We start from the raw sequence: 20,139 nt of genomic DNA on the forward strand, positions 1-20,139 counted from the left end.
TAAAAGAAGAGACTTAGATCCATAGCACCGAACAATAAATAAGGAAGTTCGTATAGTTAAAGGACACACATTGGGTGGTTTCATTAGCTTTTCTGTCAACGCAATACCTAAAGGCTGCCCGGCAAAAGCGTCAATAATTTTCGTCATCCTCACCTAACGGGATGTTTGTAAAATGTGACATTAGTCAATTAATCCCCTGAATTATGGCAATATGGATGCGGTTGGGGTTGTGTTATACTCCAAAAAGCCTCTGTCGGTTCGTTCAGGGAAAGTTTACGAGGGATCTGATCTCAGCATGCAAGAAAATGTGATGAGAATTCCGATTGGAGGGGTTATATAGGAGAATCTGGGATTACTGGTGAGCTGAGTGCCATATTCGTTTTCTTACAATCGCGGTTTACCTCCTTGTTTTATAAGGCAGGTAACCATCAGGTACCAAGAGCATGTGAGGCGCAATGAATTCAAAAGAATATATTCAACTGGAAGAGCAATATGGAGCGCACAACTACCATCCGCTAGATGTGGTCCTGACCCGTGGGGAGGGGGTGTGGGTTTATGATATTGACGGGAACCGCTACCTGGATTGCCTGAGTGCCTATTCGGCTTTAAACCAGGGACATGTGCATCCCAAGATCTTGAATGCCCTGCTCCAGCAAGTGGAAAATCTCACCCTGACTTCGCGCGCCTTCCGCAATGACCAGCTGCCTCTGTTTTACAAGGAACTGTCGGAATTGACCGGTTACGAAATGTCGCTCCCCATGAATTCTGGGGCAGAAGCCGTGGAGACTGCGATAAAGCTGGCGCGCAAGTGGGCATACCGGGTTAAAGGCGTGCCCCGTCACCATGCCGAGATCATCACCTGCCAGAATAATTTCCATGGTCGCACAGTATCCATCATATCCTTTTCCACCGAACCGCTCTACCGGGATGATTTTGGCCCCTTTACCCCCGGGTTTGTGACCGTTCCCTATGGGGATGCCGATGCAATCGCAGCTGCAATTACACCGCATACCGCCGCGGTCATGGTTGAACCGATCCAGGGGGAAGCTGGTGTGAATATCCCACCAGCCGGCTATCTCAAGCGCCTGCGAGAAATTTGCACGAAAAACAACGTCCTTTTTATTGCGGACGAGATCCAAACTGGCCTGGGGCGAACCGGCAAGCTATTCGCCTGTGAACATGAAAGCGTCCGGCCTGATATGGTGATCATCGGCAAGGCCCTCTCGGGGGGCTTTTACCCGGTTTCCGCTGTGGTTGCAGATGAAAAGATCATGGGCTTGTTCCAACCTGGTGAACACGGTTCGACCTTCGGGGGTAACCCACTCGCCATGGCGGTGGCGCGCGCCGCATTAAGCGTTCTTGTGCAGGAAAAAATGGTGGAGAATTCCGCCCGTATGGGCGAGTATTTTCAGGAACAGCTGGTTGAAATTTCAAGCCAGCACATCAAGGAAGTACGTGGGAGAGGCCTATTGATTGGCGTAGAGCTGAAACCAGAAGCTGGTGGAGCCCGGCGCTTCTGCGAAGCTTTGGTTAAAGTTGGCATTCTTGCCAAGGAAACCCATGAAAGCGTCATCCGCTTCGCCCCACCGTTGATCATCGACAAGCCAACCATCGATTGGGCAATCCCACGCATCCGGGAAGTCTTACATTTGAAATAAAAAGGCATACCCGTGCGTCTGCTCGGATAATTAATCGCAAGATCGTTTACAAAGGAGTGAAATCTATGAACATTTGCGTTCCAAAAGAAAGACGGACCTTTGAGTTCCGGGTCGGGCTGACCCCTGGTGCGGTGCAGATGCTCACCAAGGAAGGTCATGTCGTTTATGTCGAGCATAATGCCGGGGTGGGCGCGGGATTCAGCGACCAGGAATATGAAAAGGCTGGTGCGCGACTCGTCTATACCCCGCATGAAGTTTTTGGCCGGGCTGATCTTCTGTGTAAGGTTGCCCGTCCGACCTACGAGGAGCTGGAGTGGCTACGCTCTGAAATCACCATCATGGGCTTGCTGCACTTGTTTTCCTCACGCCAGGACAAGATCGATATCATCAAGGAAAAGAACCTCACCACCATATCTTACGAGCAGATTCAATTACCTGATGGATCGCAGCCTGTCCGTAAGCCGCTCAGCCAGATCGGTGGTCGCCTGGTTGCTCAGATCGGCGCACACCTGTTACAGAACGATGCGGGGGGTAAGGGTATCATGTTGGGAGGCATGGGTGGTGTGCCCCCGGCTGAGGCCGTAATCATCGGAGCCGGTATCAGTGGTACGGCTGCAGCCCGCTCTTTCCTGGGTGTTGGTGCCCACCTGACAATGCTGGATACCAACCTGGATGCCCTGCAGTTCATCCACGAAACGTTCCCGGGTGTAGCCACCATGGTATCCAATCCACACAATATCGCCCGTGCCACATCTTATGCTGATATCGTGGCAGCCTGCATCCAGGTACCAGGCGATCGTCCACCAATCGTAATTTCGCGCGAAATGCTGCGCGGTATGAAACCGCGTTCCTTGATTATGGATGTAAGTATCGATGAAGGCGGCTGTGTGGAAACATCCCGCCCAACGACCCATGAGCACCCGACATTTATTGAGGAAGGAATTATTCATTATTGCGTGCCGAATATGGGTAGTGCTGTGGCACGCACTTCGACCTACGCTTTCCTGAATGCTGCTTTTCCATTTATCAAGGAAATCGCTGAGAAAGGAACTGAGCTGGCCATAGATGAAAATCCTGCGATTGAGACAGGCGCTCTGATTGTCAAGGGTGAGGTACGTCGTCTGCCTGGCATGCGCGCCGGCTTGGAAGAAGAGGAGTAGAGAATGGATCTTAATAAGTTATATCAATCCCGCGTCGTCACCGCAGAAGAAGCGGTCAAGAAAATCCAATCCGGCCAGCGGGTATTCCTTACTGGTAACTGCTCTACACCTCAGACTGTCCTGGCTGCCCTGGTCAAGCATGCCCCCAATTTAAAGGATGTTGAGATCTGTCAGGCACTCAGCGTTGGGCCGGCTGACTACGTCAGCCCCGAAATGGAAGGACACTTGCGGGTCAATACCATGTTCATCAGTGCGAACATCCGCAAGGCTGTTCAAGAAGGGCGAGCTGATTTCACTCCCGTTTTGCTGTCAGAATTTCCCTTGCTCTTTAAGAACAAGCACTTGCCTATCGATGTAGCCCTGGTGCATCTCTCACCCCCCGATGAGCACGGCTTCCTGAGCTTTGGTATTGAAAACGGCTTGACCAAGTCGGCCGCTGAATCAGCGCGCATCATCATCGCCGAAGTTAACCAGCAAATGCCCCGCACCCTGGGTGACTCCTTCATCCACCTGAGCCGCCTGAATTACATTGTTCCGGTCAATTACCAGCTAGCAGAGATGTCTATGGGTGGCGAAGGCGCGGATCCGACCACAGAAAAGATCGCCAGCTACATCGCCGAGCTGATCCCGGATGGTGCCACCATGCAGATGGGTATTGGGGCTATCCCAGATGCCGTTCTGAAATATCTTTACAACAAGAAAGACCTGGGTGTGCATAGCGAGTTGTTCTCGGATGGCGTGATCGACCTGGTGGATGCCGGGGTCATGACCAACGCTCGTAAGAGCCTGCACACGGGGAAGATCGTAGCCGGGTTTATCATTGGCTCGCGCCGGTTGTACAACTGGGTGGATGACAATCCCATGATTGAACTGCATCCCACCGAATACATCAACGATCCTTATGTGATTGCCCAGAATGATCGCATGGTGGCAATCAACTCCGCCATCGAAGTGGATCTTACCGGTCAGGTGTGCGCTGACAGTATCGGACCCAAGCTGTACTCGGGTGTGGGTGGCCAGTTGGACTTCATCTATGGGGCTTCACGCTCTAAGGGTGGTGTGCCTATCATTGCCTTGCCCAGCACTACGACAACTCGCGATGGCACGGTCATCTCACGGATCGTAACCATGCTCAAGCGAGGCGCTGGTGTGGTCACCAGCCGCAACCATGTTCGTTATATCGTCACCGAGTACGGAGTGGCAGATGTGTATGGCAAGAGCATCCGAAAGCGCGCCGAAGCACTCATCGGAGTAGCGCACCCAGACTTCCGTGCTGAGATGCGCAAGGAAGCGACTGATTTGAAATACCTGTAAGAACCAGATCAAAACCTTAATATACAGCCAGCAGGTGAGCAAAGCCTGCTGGCTGATTTATTTAAACGGGAAGGTATAATAATCGTGGAGAGTGCCTTATGGAGCGTCGCACGAAGATCGTTGCCACAATTGGTCCAGCCAGCCAGAGCGAAGAAGTGCTGCGTGAGCTGATAAAAAAGGGGGTGAATGTTGCCAGATTGAATCTTTCGCACGGCTCCCATTCCGAGCATGAACTTATTTATGGTCGCCTTCGAAAGCTGGCTCAGGAGCTGGGAGTGCCAGTGTGCGTCCTGCTGGATTTACAAGGGCCGAAAATTCGCATAGCCAAATTAGCGGGTGAGCAAATGGAACTCATCCCGGGAAAGAAGGTTGTGCTGACGACTTCAGGGAATGTTACCGGGAGCGTTGAAATACCCGTTGAGTTTCCCGAGTTACCCCGCAGTGTCAGGCCAGGGGAGCGGATATTGCTTGATGATGGCGCCCTGGAATTAAGTGTAGATCGTGTGGACGAGGATAATGTGTTGGCGACAGTAGTCATAGGTGGGATATTAAGATCCCACAAGGGGATCAGTCTGCCTGAAGCCCATCTGGATATTCAAGCACTGACGGAAAAAGACCTGAACGATCTCGAGTTCGGCATGCGGCTTGGTGTTGATGCAGTAGCTCTATCCTTCGTTTGCTCTGAAGACGATGTGCATGCTCTTCGAGAAAATATATTGCGGATCGACTCTACACAAAAAAATCTCCTGGTGATTGCCAAGCTCGAGCGACCTGAAGCCCTTAATCATCTGGATCAGATCATACAAGCCGCCGACGGGGTAATGGTGGCTCGGGGCGACCTGGGGGTCGAGATGCCTCCCGAGAGAGTACCAATCGCCCAAAAACAGATCATCGAATGTGCAAACCGGCATGCGAAACTGGTGATTACTGCCACCCAGATGCTTGAATCGATGATCCACAGCCCACGTCCAACTCGCGCGGAAGCTTCGGATGTAGCTAATGCGATCTTTGATGGCACCGATGCAGTGATGCTGTCGGGTGAAACCGCCGCGGGTGAATACCCTGTCCAGACAGTGCAGATGATGGACCGAATCATCTGCCAGGCTGAAGCGCACGTCGGGGAGTGGGGCCATTGGCATGGTCCGACCTCCGTGGATGTCGAAGAGGATGACACACAGTTTATGTCCCTGGCAGTCAGGGAACTAGCCCACGACCGAAGTGTCGCAGCAATCGCAGTCTTCACCATGAGCGGGAGAACTGCTATGTTTGTCTGCAAAACCCGCCCTGGCGTACCCATCTTAGCTTTTACACCGGATTCGCGAACTTATCAGAAGATGCAGATGTATTGGGGGGTTTCCCCGTTCATGGTGCCACAATCGAATAACCTGGATGCCATGCTTGAGGATGTCGATCGAGTGATTAAAAGCTTTGGGATTCTAAAACCCGGCCAACGTGTCGCCCTGACTTGCGGCTATCCCGTGGCCACGATTAGCCCCACCAACCTGGTATTGCTGCACTGTATCCCTGAGTAAGGCGTCGGATAAGGCGCTATCGTCATTATCGGTTTTTATGATTGTTGGTGGTCATAATTGTCTCCAGAGCAGGCGACAAGTGGTGAAAAACTTGCAACAATACGCTAACTTGCTCAATGTCTACAATGGCCAAGGACAGGGTGAAGAGTTTTTTTAAGCGCAATTATTTTAGATAAACTTATTAAAAGATGCCTTTGATCAGTTGCCTGGAGATTGTGTGATGCGTAAAAATAAAATTATCATTTACACCATCATCGCGTTTGTGTGCCTTATCATATTTTCCATTCCAGCAGCTTCTTCTGCTTTATCTGCTGAACCAACCAGGCCGGAAAACCAGTCGATTAACGATCAGATTGAGGAGGCAGTATTACAGGCGATTGGTATAAACAGTCGCTATATTCAGGGCGACGCGGTTAATAATCTCCAGGTTTCCGATATTAAAGTTTCGCAGGATCAACAGTGGGCTACAGCCTGGGTAGTCTATTACGATCCACAGATTGGTGCCATCCTGCCCACCGAACCGGCCCTGGCAGTTGTGCATAATGTTGAGGGTACATGGTTTGTGTATCTGCCGACAGATCCCGGCTGGCAGGCGGCCCTCTTAGCAGTGCCCGATGACCTGTTAACAAAAGAGGAAAAGGACATGTGGTTGGCTATGAACCAGGGTACGGAAGAAGCATTCCCAACCCAGAGCGGATATTACCTGCCCTGGCGTGGTGGTCAGACTGCATACCTGTCGCGCAGTGTCGGTCATGATGCGGATTTTTCAACCGCACATTATTCCTTCGATTTTTTTGTCCCTGGCACTACGGTTTGTCCAAGCGGAGGGGCAGGGAACATCCTAAACGGTGCGGGAACGACGGGTTTAAATTTTGGCCTCTATGCTTCTCGAGCTGCAACCGTCTGGGGATGGGATGATTCGGTAGAGGATTGTAACCATAGTAAGGTGAATTTCATCGTCCTACGGAATGTGGATGATCCCAGTATCTACCAGCTATACATGCATCTCTCACAGGGCAGCATTCCGGCGACTCTGAAGACGGTTGGTGCACCTGTTGCCAGAGGGCAGTTCATTGGTTTAGCGGACAACACAGGCAACAGTACCGGCTCACACCTGCACTTCCAGATCGAACGCCAGCCCACCTGGCCTGAAGCAAATCCATACTGGAATAGGGCCCTCGATGTGACTTTCAGTGATGTTTCGATCAATGGCGGCAGGCCCCGCGTAAATCCACCGGATGCAGCCTACTGCCTGCCTACTGATATTTGCAATGTTTTTCAGCAAACCTACATCTCTGGGAATTATTTCCAGGGAGATATGCAACCTCCAATTGGTGAATTGATCGGGGTAAACTACGGACAGGTTATCACGTCTCAGACGATCTCGCTCAGTGGTTGGGCAGCTGATGATATCTCCGGACTAGATTATGGGCAGTTAATTGCGAATTTCGACGGATCATGGCACAATCTTGGCCCACGCTTCAACCCCGACTTTACCTATTCCTGGGATCTGTGCAACCCAGGGTTACCTGTGCCTAACGGGCCAATCAGTCTGGCGCTACTCTTGTTTGATGTGGCTGGCAACTCTGCCCCACGAGTAGATTTAACCAACATCACCAAAAGTTATTCCTGCCCCGTACCACCGACAATCTGCATTCCTGGAGCAAACCAGGTCACGTTATTTGAAGATCCTTTTTACCATGGAGGCTGTGTGAAATTTGGCGTGGGAGAGTACCCTACAGGCCAATCGCTTGATCCACTAGGAGATAACGATGTTGAATCGATCCTCGTGGGGAATGGTGTTATTACTACGCTGTATTCAGATGAAAACTATTCCGGTCATTCTCTGGCAATTTTGGATGGCACTGCGTTTATCCAATATGGGTGGGTTCCCGCCAACTCACTATCATCGATGAAAGTCGCATCACGAAATCTCGCTCCACTCACGCCGATTATTGTCTATCCGGTCTCTTCGGCATTAATTCGAGATGGTGATGTCATCCCGTTCTCATGGCGAAATGCAGGAGGGGTGACTGAATACCAGATTCAGATTTTCAGAGGTGCTGACCTGTACAAAACATTCCCCTGGCAATCAGATCCAGTCTTATTTGTAGATTCATTGGCTGAAGGGAATTATAGCTGGCGAATCCAGGGAAGAAACGGGGTTGGGATAAGCCCATGGACTGCAAAAACGGACTTCTCCATCCAGTCACCGATTGTATTCCCACCCAATGTAACTGCCCCCTATAGCGATACAATGGAGCATACCGAATCGGCTTGGGTACCAGATGGAATCTGGGCGTACAAGACCAATCCCACTATGGCTCATAGCGGGTCAGCCAGCTGGTGGTTCCAAAATGAATTTGGTGATTATGCTAACGGCCAGCCGAACTCAGGTTCATTGACCTCGCTACCAATCCGCATTCCCAGAACGGGTTTTTATCTACGCTTTTATTACCGCGTTGAAACTGAGACTACTGGCGCAGCTTGGGATCAACGCTGGGTACAGATTTCTGTTGATGGCGGGCGTTTCCAAAACCTTGTGCAGCTATCTGATGAGCCGCAAATATCTGAAACTGGCAGCTGGATGCGTAGCAAGGCAATCGATCTGACAGGTTATAACGGTCACACCATCCGTGTCCGCTTCCATTTTTCAACCCTGGATGCAACTGCCAATAATTATGCTGGTTGGGGAATTGATGATGTAGGCATCACGGATACTCCTCCGCCTACCTGTTCTGATAACCGACTGGATGAGACCCCGGTTAACGCCTATTTATTAGCTTATGATACGAACATCAAGGTACCTGGCCAGATTTGTCCCAATGGTGATTATGATTACTATAAGTTCTTCGGACATGCAGGCGATCGCATCGTTGCTGACATTGATGCTATGGTAAACGGTTCACCCCTGGACTCTTTTCTCTACCTGTTGGATACCGATGCTAAGACTGTCCTGGCTGAGAACGACGACGAGATATACGCCACACTCCGTGATCCTTTGCTCAGCTACACTCTACCAGACGATGGAACGTATTACCTTAAGCTGAAAGCGTGGAAACATCCTTTGTTGGGGGGCGATACTTATAACTATACCATTCGTCTATATGAAGATCATAATGCGCCTTCCCTGGCGATCACCTGGCCTACTCAGAACATATACCTGCCAGATTCTGAAATGACCCTTTCAGCTAATGTCAGTGATGTCACGAATGGGGTAAACCGGCTCGAATTTTATTGGCACTCATCAGATTGGTTGTCAGGTATTTGGCAGAAGATTGACACTGATCGGGATGGGACTGATGGATGGAGCGTAGTTTTCAATCCTGCTGGACAACCCGAGGGGAATGAAGGCGCGATCTTCGCCCAGGTCATCGATATGGCAGGGAACTGGGTTGGCAGTGGCGTGTGGAACCTGGGGATAGATAAAACTCCCCCGACAACTGCAATGAACACCTTGCCAGGCACGCAGACGAGCAATGCCTTTTTACTGACCTGGACCGGATCAGATAATCTGTCTGGCATTGATTACGTAGAGATCCAGCAGAAAATAGGCGGAGCCGCCTGGATTACCTTGCCTCCGATAGATGGTTCTTTAACCCAATCCTGGATCATAGCGAATGCTGGAAATGCATATTCGTATCGCATGCATGGTGTAGATCTTTCGGGGAATACCGAGAATTACCCATCATCTGCTGAAACGGCAACTTCCATTCCTGACGCAAATGTCCTGTGTTATGCTCCTGACTCCTTTGATAGCTCTGGTGATGATGATAACACCCCTGAGCATGCCAGCCAAATCTTCGCTGATGGTGCCAGCCAGGTTCACAATTTCTGTAATCCGCTCGCACCAAATTTCCAAAATGATGAGGACTGGGTTAAGCTCTCTGTTTCACCTGGGCAGAATATCCTGGTCAAAAGTATGAACACCAGTCTGCCAAGCGCTACAGTGATCAGCCTATATGCGCAGGATGGGCACACGCTCCTTGCGGAGGTCACCCCAGCACAGTTTGGCGACGATTCCTTCCTCCTATGGACTTCCGATCGTGAAGGGTTGGTCTATCTTCGCCTCCATCACCTGGATGGACGTGTAATCGGGAGTAAAGTTGGCAGTACTCTTTCGGTAAAGATCGTCGAATTGACATTTATGCCGGTTGTGTTGGGGAAATAATCCAACATCTATCTCAGGAACACCAGCGCCGTCAGGCCAAAGGAAAGCAAGTACGCAAGTGGATAGATGTAATTCATCGGTGCTTCCAACCGGTCAGCCTTCTCACGCTGATCATTCTGCTCCAACCACTTGAAGTAAACATTCATGGCAACGACGATCGTGTTTATTATGAATGTGATCGCCATGATCGCATCCATGAAGGTCAGGTATCCCATGCGTGGGTAATTATCTCCCAGGCTGAAGCTAAATGCTATGAAAAGCAGCAAGTTTCCTGTGGCGATTTCAATTCTCCGGGAGTAATCCTTCAAGAAGAAGGTGATATACGACACAATGATAATCAGTAAAATGGGGATGAAAACACGGAATACGTAATAATCCAAATGGCGAGGAGCAGAGAAGTGAAAGGCGAATCGTGAGGTTGGCATGATCCTGCTCGATGTCACAGTGCTGATTTGTGTGTCGAATCCATTCAACACAAATTCATCTTCTCCATTCTCCGGGTCGATGGCATTGAAGTTTTCCATTGGAACAAAGACGTACCTGTCTTCTGGGTAAAACATATCCACATAGATATAAAAGTCTTGCTTGTCGAATGGATATGCCGTCCAGTCGAAATTCAACTGGAAATTAGTGGTGAACCGTTCACCGTATGTCGCGTGCCCATTAGAAGCAATCTCAACAATTCGGTTTTGGGTCCAGCGATTCCCCTGTTGGTTAAAAAAGGTGAAATCTGGCCAGTTTCCATTGACATCGGCAAGGAATTTGTTGAAGTCGTTCTCGGTGTATATCTTCGTGGTACAGTTACATTCATCTGGATTAAACGCCAGTGCAGGGTCGGTCCATTCCAATTTAAGCGTGCCAACATCATACATGATCTCATTAGGTTGGTCGATGTTCACGATCTGCTGCAGCTTGAAGCCTACTTTAACCGGTATAGCTAGCTTCAATAAGCTTTCAGTGTTGGCTTGCACTTGGCCCAACAGCACATCCGGTGCATTTAAACCAACCTGCAATTGATAATCACCACTCGTGGTTTCCCCATTAATCATAGCTGCCTGGATATCCAGGGTGAAATTTTGTCCTCCATCAGGAAAGTTCTGTTCGATTTTTGGAGATGATGCCTGCCCGTTCAGGTTGGTAGCATTGACAGGCTTGTTGCCGTAATCGCGCAGTATCAGGATGGGTTTAAGGTTTCCACTGGCTGCCTGCAGGTTGATATACAAGGTGTCCCCCGGTTTGACGTCACTCAACCTGACAGTTGTTTGTGGATTTTCTCCGCCCAAGTTACCACTCATCGTCTGGATCAGCTGGGTTTCCAACACCGCTTGATCCTGCACTGCGATGACTGCATCTGTAGATTCAACAGTGCCATCCAGTACATTTGGCGAGTTGATCCCGAGTAGCAACCTGTAGGACCCAGATGTAGTCCGTCCTGCTGCAGAAAGGGAGCTTGAAGCTATCAAGTAGTAATCTCCCATTTCAGGTACAGTGAATGACAGTGCAGCCGAATATCCCGGACCACTGTCATCGTCCCATGCAAGTAAATACTTATCTCGTAATGCGGGTAATTCGAGCAGTGGAGTGGTTGAATTCGCCACCAGGGTGGTAACCTCTTTTTTATATTTCTCCAATGTGTTGTTCAAGTTTTGGCCATCAATAAGTACTCCAACAAACGGATCGAGGTTTCCAGAAATGTTTTCCATGAAAACATCCAGAGTTTGGCCTTTTTGTAATTTCTCCACTAAGAAGACATCCACCTGATCAGGTGCCAATGTACCGTTAACTTCCTGAATAGACGGAGTATCTTGAGCTAGAACGATTCCGAGTGGTACGAATAAAGAAATCAGGGTGGTTACTAATAAAACGGTGTGAGTGACATACCGAGACATAAACTTTCTCCTCAGGTCATAGCTTAACTTTGACGTGTAGTAACTATGTGAATCATGTGATTGAGAATTTACCCAATTAGGATCGATTCCTCTGGGTACTCGACCAGATTCTTTCGCCTATCACGTCCGAGTAAGGAAATCATGATGGTGATTGCACCCAAACGGCCTGCGACCATAGTGATCATGATAATGAATTGGCCGATGGTGTTCAATCCACTTGTGATACCGAGGGATAACCCCGTGGTTGAATACGCAGAAACGACTTCGAATAATACTTGTTCTAAATTGAACGGGTTCGTCAGCAGGATCAACCACGTTCCCACAATAACCAACATCAAGCTGATCACAAAAACAACAAGTGCACGAATAATCAGGTTACTCGGTAGCGAGTGTTTGCCAACCTGAATTTTATCCAGCCCACGGGCATAACTGATAATTGCCAGCCACAGGATCACAAAGGTGCCCGTGGTGATACCACCTCCAGTCGAAGCGGGAGCAGTACCAATGAACATCAGGCCGATCAATAATAAAATTGATGGGAAATTAAGCTCGCTGAAACCGGGTAAACTTGCGAAGCCCGCTGTCCTGGCCGACACCGATTGAAACCAGGCCAGGATAGACCTTTGACCAAAAGACATACTACTCAATACGCCAGGCTGGCGATACTCGGAGATCAATAATCCTATCCAACCAATGAAGATAAGGATTAAAGTGATACTGATCGTGATGCGGGTGTGCAAAGAAAATGGTCGATGGCGGCGAAATATTAGGTCCATATAAATGGGAATTCCCAGGCCTCCCAGGATGATCAACCCTCCAAGGATAAGCATACTGAGATTATCGGTTGGAATCCCATTGGGGTATTCGGGAAGACCATAAAAGAGGTCGAAACCAGCATTGCAATAAGCCGTAACGGCATGGAAAATGGCATAAAAGATAGATTTCCCAGCTGGGACAATTCCAGCGAGCTTCCAGTGTAAGAATAGCGATGCGGCACCTAGACCTTCGATTAATAGCATTAACCCAATCGCCCGGAGCATTATCTTGATGATATCCTCCGATCGGTCTAAACCCAGAGAGCTGGTCACTGCCAGGCGATCACCGAGAGAGATTTGGTGCCCGATCAAGCGAAAGAATAGCGCAACAGACACGATAAATCCCACCCCGCCGACCTGGACTAATGCCAGGACAACCAGTTTACCCCATATGGTCAGCTCGGTGCTGATTGGGAAAAGGCTTAAGCCGGTGACTGCTGAGGCTGAAGTGGCTGTAAAAAGGGCTTCCATGAATGATAATCTTCGGTTGGCTGCACCGGGAATGAGCAGCAGGACGGTACCTATTGCGATCAACATGAGTAAACCCACTAGCAACTGAAGGGCTACCGGGAATTGTCGTCCTTCGGGAGTACCAGTAATCTGACGGATTTGGATCCTACGCTGCCTGTTAGCTTTGGATGCAGCACGCGAAATTTTCATTGCAGGTTACTGAATTCTACCAATCGTTCCTTATTACCCACCAGCACCAGAATATCATTTTGTAAGATGTGGGTGTTCAGGTCAGGACTAATAATCAGTTCATCGCCCCGCAGGATGAGCACCACAATCACATCATATTCCTCACATTCCTTAATCCCTTTGCCTAGCAACCAGGTCGAGGGTTTTATCTCGATCAGGTGATAATCCTGGCTTAACGGAAGCTCTTCAAGAATTCCCGGGATGCTAAGCTCCTCTGCTAGCCGGTGGCCACTCTCTTCATCTGGCAGGATCACCCGGTCAGCACCAATCCGTAATAATATCTGCCGGTGTCTATCCGTATTTGATAGGGAGATAACCTGGGGTATCCCCAGGTTTTTTAGCGTGGAGGTGATCAAGGCACTCGCTTCAAAATTCCTGCCAATCGCTACCACCACTGTCTGAAAGGCGGTGATATCCACCTGGCGTAAAGCAGCTTCATTGGTGGCATCCAGGATGACAGCCTCATGAATTTCGTCTGTGATTGCCTTTACCCTCTGCGAGTCGTTGTCTATACCCAACACCGGATGGCCGAGTTCTTCCAACCGGCGTGCCAGGCTATTACCGAACCGTCCCAACCCGATAATGGCAAATTCCTTCTCTTTATTTTTTGCGAGTGATGGCATGCTGCTCTCCGTATGTATATTAAAATCGAACTTCTTGATTTTATAACAACTTTTAGGATGGATATCCAATTTGCAGCTAATATTTCTTCATCAGGCTAATATCAAGCTAATCCTTAATGCGAATTTGTGCAATCGCAGGAAAATCTCCTGCTGAGCCCACTAGAGTATCAGTAGGATAACCTGATCATCTCGACCAAATTCGGTAATCTTCTTATTACTCCTAAGGATTTCTTTTCATAATTGAAATAATCAGCCGGGCTGAAGCAGCATCATCGCAACCGCTACGCTGAAGCCAATGACCAGGAATAAACCGGTTTCCTTTCCGCCATGTTCAAAGGATTCTGGGATCATCGAATCAGTCAACATGACCAGTAATGCTCCTGCCGCGAACGAGTCAACCATGGCACCTGTAGCACCAGGTAGGACAGTCGCCAGTCCATATCCGAAGACTGCTGCAAGAATACTCAAACCACAAACTGCCAACCATAAGCGTGTGATCTTGGCTTTCGCCCAGCCGCTTTTTAACATTCCTGCGGTGCCTCCCAGGCCTTGGGGTATGTTGCTGATTGCTACGGCGAAAATAAAGGCCAAGGAGACTTGGGGTGAGTGAACCAGGGAGAGCCCGAGCACCAGGGATTCTGGTACACCGTCGAGTAGGGAACCAAGCAAGATACCCAACCCGGATCCACTGGCCTGCCCGCCTTCCATGTCCATTCGATCTTCACCTCCGAGTTTATCCACCCATTGATCGGCAAAGTAGAAGGTCAAAGCACCGAGGGCGATTCCAACCGCTATTAATATATATTTTCCCTTCACATCCAATACAGCACCGAGAATTAGCTGATACGTTGCCGCGCTGATAATCGCACCTGCACCGAAGGCCATGATTAATGCCGTCCATTTATCGTTGATTAAATTACGATATGCCAAGACCATGCCGATCAACAAAGTAACCGTAGCTAAAAAACTCCAAAAAGCTGCTTGTCCCATAATACTGTCCTTGTGCTCAAATAAGTGCAAAATTCTAGATTTCTTTGGTCTTAACGATTGACGATGAGATGGATAAAAATTTGTCCTTCGTCTACACAATTATTTCCTGTTTACCTAATCATTTCACCTGCTTCAGCTAGGATTGCTTGTGAGCGCGTTGCGAGCGGACAAAGCGGATGCGGTCGAAGAGAGCTAGCAGGATCACAATACCATTAATCAAATAGACAATCGTAAAAACCTTTCCCACGGGAGTCTTGGGTGTGAAATCTCCATACCCCACCGTGCCCAGGCTGACAACACAGAAGTAGATTGAATCTAAAAAACTCCAGCCTTCAAACCAATGGTAGAATAGTGCCCCCAGAAACAGAGTGGCCAGGGCATAGAAAATAGTTGGCCTTGAATCGGGATCACTCAACACATCTAATAAAAATAAGCTCCTGACAGGTTGGTATTTCTTTACCCGATTAACAACAATTTCTTCCTCTTGATTCGTGCGTTGTTTCTCTCCCATGTGCTGTCTCCTCCAAATAATCTTATTGCCTGAGACTCTATCACTTACGTATCAGGTCTACTGCCAGGGCACCATCCTGGGTCCGCAGTTCAAGTGCATTCCCTTCGACCACATATGCCTTACCAGACTCAAGAGCGAGCAGAAACTGTGTTTCCTGATCCATTGCACCAGCAGGCTCACCGCAGTACATCTTTGTAGAAACAAGAGGGCCAATAGAGATATTTTTACCATCAAGCTTGTAACTGCCGCTATAAGAATTACAACCGCTGGAGCCTGAGAGTGTGCCATCTTCACCAAAATCAGCAGATAATGTCGTTCCCGCTAAAACGCTCGTTACTGCTTGTTTCCCATTGTTATAAGCTATCACTTCCCAGGAGGTACCCGCTAGCCCCTGGTTCTGTGCTTGATACGTGACTAATACTTTGCCACCTGCGTCCATCAGGCTTAGCTGATCAGCCTTGATCGAATATGACTTTGCCTCCTGCAAGGCTTTCAAGTAGACTTTTTCCTGGTTCATGAGCGAGCTTTCGCACATCATCATGGTAGTGGCAAGAGTTGATGAGATCGAAATAGTGCTACCGGAGATTTGGTAGCTGCCCATATATCGATTGCAACCCGCTGATCCACTGATCTTCCCATCCTGCGTGAACATGGCTGAAATAGTGGAGCCTGCTACTAGCTGATTTCCATTTAACTCTGCTAGCATCCAAATTTGATCCGTCATATCACTTCCGTTACTGGTTTTTGAAGAAGAACATGCTGCCAGTGCGATAAAAGCTACAGAGATACCAAGCGAATACAAGACTTTTTTCACTCATTCCTCCAGGGAATATATAAATTTCCGAAAAGTTGAAGATTCCATGTATTTTATCAAAATCCACTAGTTTCGCAGAGTGTGCTACTGGGAATAAAGTATTTCAAAAAAGAACCGGTAGGTTCAATTAAAAAGGTCAACCTATCCCAGACGGATATAAGTGTGTTCGGTTCTTAGGAAGGATTAGAAACACCGGATAAGGAAGGAGTCATTCCGGGAAATTTCCCGGTAAGTGGTGTTCGAGAAGAAGGATTAGTCAACTCTTGCGTAATAAAAACTACCTGTTTACCAGGGTACTGCAACCTGATATTTGGCGAATACACCATTTACACTGGAAAGCTCACGCTGCAGGGATTCTAAGGAAATTTCTATAATTATAAAGTAAGGAATGCCGAATTAGATATTAGTAATATTCTCGAATATAATAGCCATTTATAGCCTCGAGTATTTCCATTGATCTGCTTCCCAGGCAATTATGAAACGCTTTATCCCTATCCTCTTTGTGATCTTGTTAGCAACATTAATTACACCTGCCCTGGCACAAACCAGCTCACAACAAGTAGGAGAATCCATTGTACTCACCGGCGGGCAGGGGAACTATCCGCTTGGCTTGGACCTGCAAATCCTTGAGGATCCTACTGGTAAGCTAACCATCCAGGATATAACCTCGGATCAATACTCTTCCCAGTTTCGACCCAGTAATGTATCGGTGCCGAATTATGGTTTTACGCAAAGTGCATATTGGGTGAGTTTCACCCTTGATAACCAAACCCAACAAATCACTGACTGGTTATTGGAAGTTGGCTTTGCTAACATGCATTATGTTGATTTATATTCACCATTACCCGATGATATGGGATTCAGCGGGAAACAAACCGGTGTGCTAAGGCCTGTCGCATCCCGTGATCTCGTCTATCCCCTCATTATTTTTAAATTACCCGTCCCATCCCAGAGTGTAGAGACGTTCTACTTGCGCTTCCAGAATGGTGGATCGATGACTTTACCACTTACACTTTGGGCTCCGAGTGCATTCATAAATCAGTCTACGATGAAGCAAGTGTTGGATGGGATCTTTTATGGGATATTGATTGGTTTATTATTCTATAACCTTTTCTTGCTTTTTACCTTGCGAGAAGGAAGTTATGCATTTTTCGTAATTTTACTTGCCAGTTTGATTATCGAAGAAGCAACATATGATGGTTATTTGGAAATCTACATTATTCCAAATTTATATTTCCTAATTGACCATATATATCCACTAACATTTTTCCTTCTGTTTACTTTTATGATTTCATTCGCTGATTCATTTCTACAGTTAAAACATCGACTACCAAAATTCCATTGGGTAGATCTCGGAATCATATCAGTGGGGATCGTATGCATGATCCTGTCGCTTTTAATTGATTATCACGTGATGGCCTTATTGGGAGTTCCTTGGGCGATTGCATCTCTCATTGTAGTCGCTATTGCGGGGATCATTTCCTGGTTGCGCGGTTTCCGACCTGTGCGCCTTTTCATGATTGCCTGGCTTGGGTTGCTTCTCTCTATGGTATGGGTACTTCTGGTACGACTGCAATTTGCCAGCAGCAACGTAATTAGTGAAAACGCCTATCGTATTGGATATTTATGGATGGCGATATGCTGGTCCATCGCACTTGCAGATCGAATTAATCTATTAAAAGTCGAAAAGGAGAATGCATTTAACGAGTCTCAAGCAACTGAAAGCCGCTATCGCCAGCTGGTTGAAACGATGAATGACGGTCTAGCAGTTACAGATCAGGAGGCGCGCTACACTTATGTAAATCAACGGATGTGTACCATGCTGGGCTATCAAGCCGAGGAGCTCATCGGTCATAAAGCATTTGAGTTTATGGATAAAGTAAATGAAGTTATTCTCACGGAGCAACTTCAAGCGCGGAGGTCTGGAGCTTCTTCTGCCTATGAGCTGAAGATGCTTCGCAAAGATGGATCGGATTTGTACCTGAGCATCAGCCCAATGCCGCTATTTGAAAACGACCATCGATACAAAGGATCGGTAGTCGTGGCAACCGATATCACTGAAAGAGTATTATCTGGTCATCTATTAGAACAACGTGTAAATGATCGCACTAAAAAGCTTTCTACTTTACTGGAGCTTTCCCATGAGCTTAGCACATCCAAAGGGTTAGATAACCAGCTCCATGAAATACTGAAAAGACTTAAAACAGTAGTGGATTTCAACTATGCAGTGATTGTTTTAGCTGAACGAGGTTTTTGGAAAATAAAAGTATGCTCACCTGCCACCATCATCCGAGAATCAGACGACCTGGTTTTATCCGTTGAAGAAGAATTAGCACTTACCACCGCCTTAAAATCAGGAAAACCTGTGATTACAAATGCATTAACAAGCATGGTAGCGGAATTGAGTGTTGTTAATAAGATATACACCTGGCTGGAACAGTCCTGTACACAAGGATCCCTTTCAAGTAGCTGGATCCCCATAGTTTTAAAAGAAAATTTAATCGGTTTGTTCATCGTTGGTTGTGCCTCTGAGAGTGATTTCACAGATGAAAGCATCAGCATTGCATCTACGTTTGCTAACCAGGCAGCCATTGTCATCGAGAATGATCAATTATTCACCAAAGCTCAGGCGAGTGCTGCTGCTGATGAGCGTAACCGCCTAGCACAAGAATTGCATGATTCGGTGACTCAGACCCTGTTTACCGCCAGTATCCTTGCACAGGCAACCCCCCGCATTTGGAAACGGGATGTATCGCTTGCCCAGCAAAATATGGAGAAACTGAATACACTCCTTCGCGGGGCATTAGCAGAAATGCGCTCGTTATTCATTGAGCTACGCTCAGGCGAGCTTCAGAATCAGACGCTTGGCAAATTACTTACCATGCTTGTTGAAGCAGGGCGGACGCGGACTCTTGCCACAATTACTTTAACAATCAATCGAGATCATTTTCTCCCCGGCAAGGTCATCACACCAATTTATCGCATTGCTCAAGAAGCCTTAAATAACGCGATTAATCATTCCAATGCATCACAAATAGAGATAAATATGGATAGCTCAGGTGAATTGCTGGAACTACATATTCAGGATGACGGTTGTGGGTTTATTCCAGAAGAAATACCTGCGGGGCATCTCGGACTCAATATCATGCAAGAAAGGGCAGCCCAAATCCAAGCAGGTTTACACATCCAGAGTGAGCCAGGAATTGGCACAGTGATAGCGATCCGTTGGCCTGAAAAGGGAGAATATTCAGAAAATGAATGATTCAAGACCCATCAAGGTGATGATCGTGGATGACCATCCGGTCGTTCGCGATGGCCTAAAGAGCATGTTCCTCGTTTTTAATGACCTTGAGTTAATCGGTGAAGCAGAGAATGGGCGCGCTGCACTAGAATTTTGCCAGAAAAACACTCCGGATGTAATACTGATGGACATCCTTATGCCAGAGATGGATGGTATTAGCGCGACACAGCTCATCCGTAAGCAATACCCACAGGTGAAAGTTATTATACTGACCAGTTATTCCGAGGACTATCTGGTGCATAAATCCTTGGAAGCGGGAGCTATAGGCTACACATTAAAAAATGCGCCGATTGATGATCTCGCAAATGCGATCCGTTCCGCTTATGCTGGACGGCCAACCCTGGCATCCGAAGCTACCATGGCTCTCATCCGTTCGAAGACAGGCCCTCTTAATCCCGGTATGGACCTGAGCCCGCGTGAGCTTGAAGTATTGGCTTTAATCGTGCAAGGGTTAAACAATGAACAGATCGCCGATAAACTTGTTATCAGTCCAGCGACGGCCAGGCATCATGTCAGCGCCTGCCTCCAAAAATTAGGGGCGACCAACCGTGCGCAAGCTGCCTCGCTTGCGGTGAAATACCGATTGGTCAGCTGATCCATCTGTGGTGAATAATTCCTACTTCACAAGACTTGACAGCTTGTTGCCTGTAGAGCCTGAAAGT

Annotated in this window: 13 protein-coding genes; 7 read left to right on the plus strand and 6 right to left on the minus strand. The window is 47.9% G+C overall.

Annotation, left to right across the window (positions count from 1 at the left end; all coding sequences use genetic code 11):
- The first annotated feature begins 455 nt into the window (after positions 1 to 455).
- The 5 genes from rocD (at position 456) to C3F13_06785 (ending at position 9,835) form a co-directional block, all read left to right on the plus strand.
- Positions 456 to 1,658: an ornithine--oxo-acid transaminase gene (rocD, locus tag C3F13_06765; GenBank protein PWB54450.1), complete on the plus strand. Its 1,203-nt coding sequence runs from the start codon at positions 456 to 458 to the stop codon at positions 1,656 to 1,658.
- A gap of 65 nt (positions 1,659 to 1,723) precedes the next feature.
- Positions 1,724 to 2,818 (plus strand): alanine dehydrogenase, encoded by a 1,095-nt coding sequence (locus C3F13_06770; GenBank protein PWB54451.1) that lies wholly within the window; start codon positions 1,724 to 1,726, stop codon positions 2,816 to 2,818.
- A gap of 3 nt (positions 2,819 to 2,821) precedes the next feature.
- Entirely contained in the window at positions 2,822 to 4,132 is a 1,311-nt protein-coding gene (locus C3F13_06775; protein PWB54452.1) for a 4-hydroxybutyrate CoA-transferase, read from the plus strand.
- Between the two features lie 98 nt (positions 4,133 to 4,230).
- The gene (gene pyk, locus C3F13_06780; protein ID PWB54453.1) at positions 4,231 to 5,664 is read left to right on the plus strand and encodes a pyruvate kinase; all 1,434 of its coding nucleotides are present in this window, start codon (positions 4,231 to 4,233) and stop codon (positions 5,662 to 5,664) included.
- A 220-nt stretch (positions 5,665 to 5,884) separates the two neighbouring features.
- The gene (locus C3F13_06785) at positions 5,885 to 9,835 is read left to right on the plus strand and encodes a hypothetical protein (GenBank protein ID PWB54454.1); all 3,951 of its coding nucleotides are present in this window, start codon (positions 5,885 to 5,887) and stop codon (positions 9,833 to 9,835) included.
- A gap of 8 nt (positions 9,836 to 9,843) precedes the next feature.
- On the opposite strand, the gene C3F13_06790 is transcribed toward C3F13_06785, so the two are convergent.
- The 6 genes from C3F13_06790 to C3F13_06815 form a co-directional block, all read right to left on the minus strand.
- Entirely contained in the window at positions 9,844 to 11,724 is a 1,881-nt protein-coding gene (locus C3F13_06790) for a hypothetical protein (protein ID PWB54455.1), read from the minus strand.
- Positions 11,725 to 11,792: 68 nt separating this feature from the next.
- Positions 11,793 to 13,199: a potassium transporter gene (locus C3F13_06795; protein ID PWB54456.1), complete on the minus strand. Its 1,407-nt coding sequence runs from the start codon at positions 13,197 to 13,199 to the stop codon at positions 11,793 to 11,795.
- Complete coding sequence (locus tag C3F13_06800; protein ID PWB54457.1) at positions 13,196 to 13,861, minus strand: potassium uptake system protein; 666 nt, start codon at positions 13,859 to 13,861, stop codon at positions 13,196 to 13,198. Before C3F13_06800 ends, C3F13_06795 begins: the two co-directional genes overlap by 4 nt.
- 249 nt (positions 13,862 to 14,110) lie before the next feature.
- A complete protein-coding gene (locus C3F13_06805) occupies positions 14,111 to 14,851 on the minus strand; it encodes a hypothetical protein (GenBank protein ID PWB54458.1) in 741 nt (246 codons plus the stop codon).
- A gap of 136 nt (positions 14,852 to 14,987) precedes the next feature.
- Positions 14,988 to 15,362: a hypothetical protein gene (locus C3F13_06810; GenBank protein PWB54459.1), complete on the minus strand. Its 375-nt coding sequence runs from the start codon at positions 15,360 to 15,362 to the stop codon at positions 14,988 to 14,990.
- 40 nt (positions 15,363 to 15,402) lie between these two features.
- Complete coding sequence (locus C3F13_06815) at positions 15,403 to 16,176, minus strand: hypothetical protein (GenBank protein ID PWB54460.1); 774 nt, start codon at positions 16,174 to 16,176, stop codon at positions 15,403 to 15,405.
- Positions 16,177 to 16,651: 475 nt separating this feature from the next.
- Here C3F13_06815 and C3F13_06820 point away from each other — a divergent pair, with 475 nt between their 5' ends.
- Both C3F13_06820 and C3F13_06825 read left to right on the plus strand, forming a co-directional pair.
- Entirely contained in the window at positions 16,652 to 19,438 is a 2,787-nt protein-coding gene (locus C3F13_06820) for a hypothetical protein (protein ID PWB54461.1), read from the plus strand.
- Between the two features lie 19 nt (positions 19,439 to 19,457).
- Positions 19,458 to 20,072, plus strand: a complete 615-nt coding sequence (locus tag C3F13_06825; protein ID PWB54494.1) for a DNA-binding response regulator — start codon at positions 19,458 to 19,460, stop codon at positions 20,070 to 20,072.
- Positions 20,073 to 20,139: the final 67 nt, after the last annotated feature.

It is taken from the genome of Anaerolineales bacterium (assembly GCA_003105035.1).
Classification (GTDB): domain Bacteria; phylum Chloroflexota; class Anaerolineae; order Anaerolineales; family UBA4823; genus FEB-25.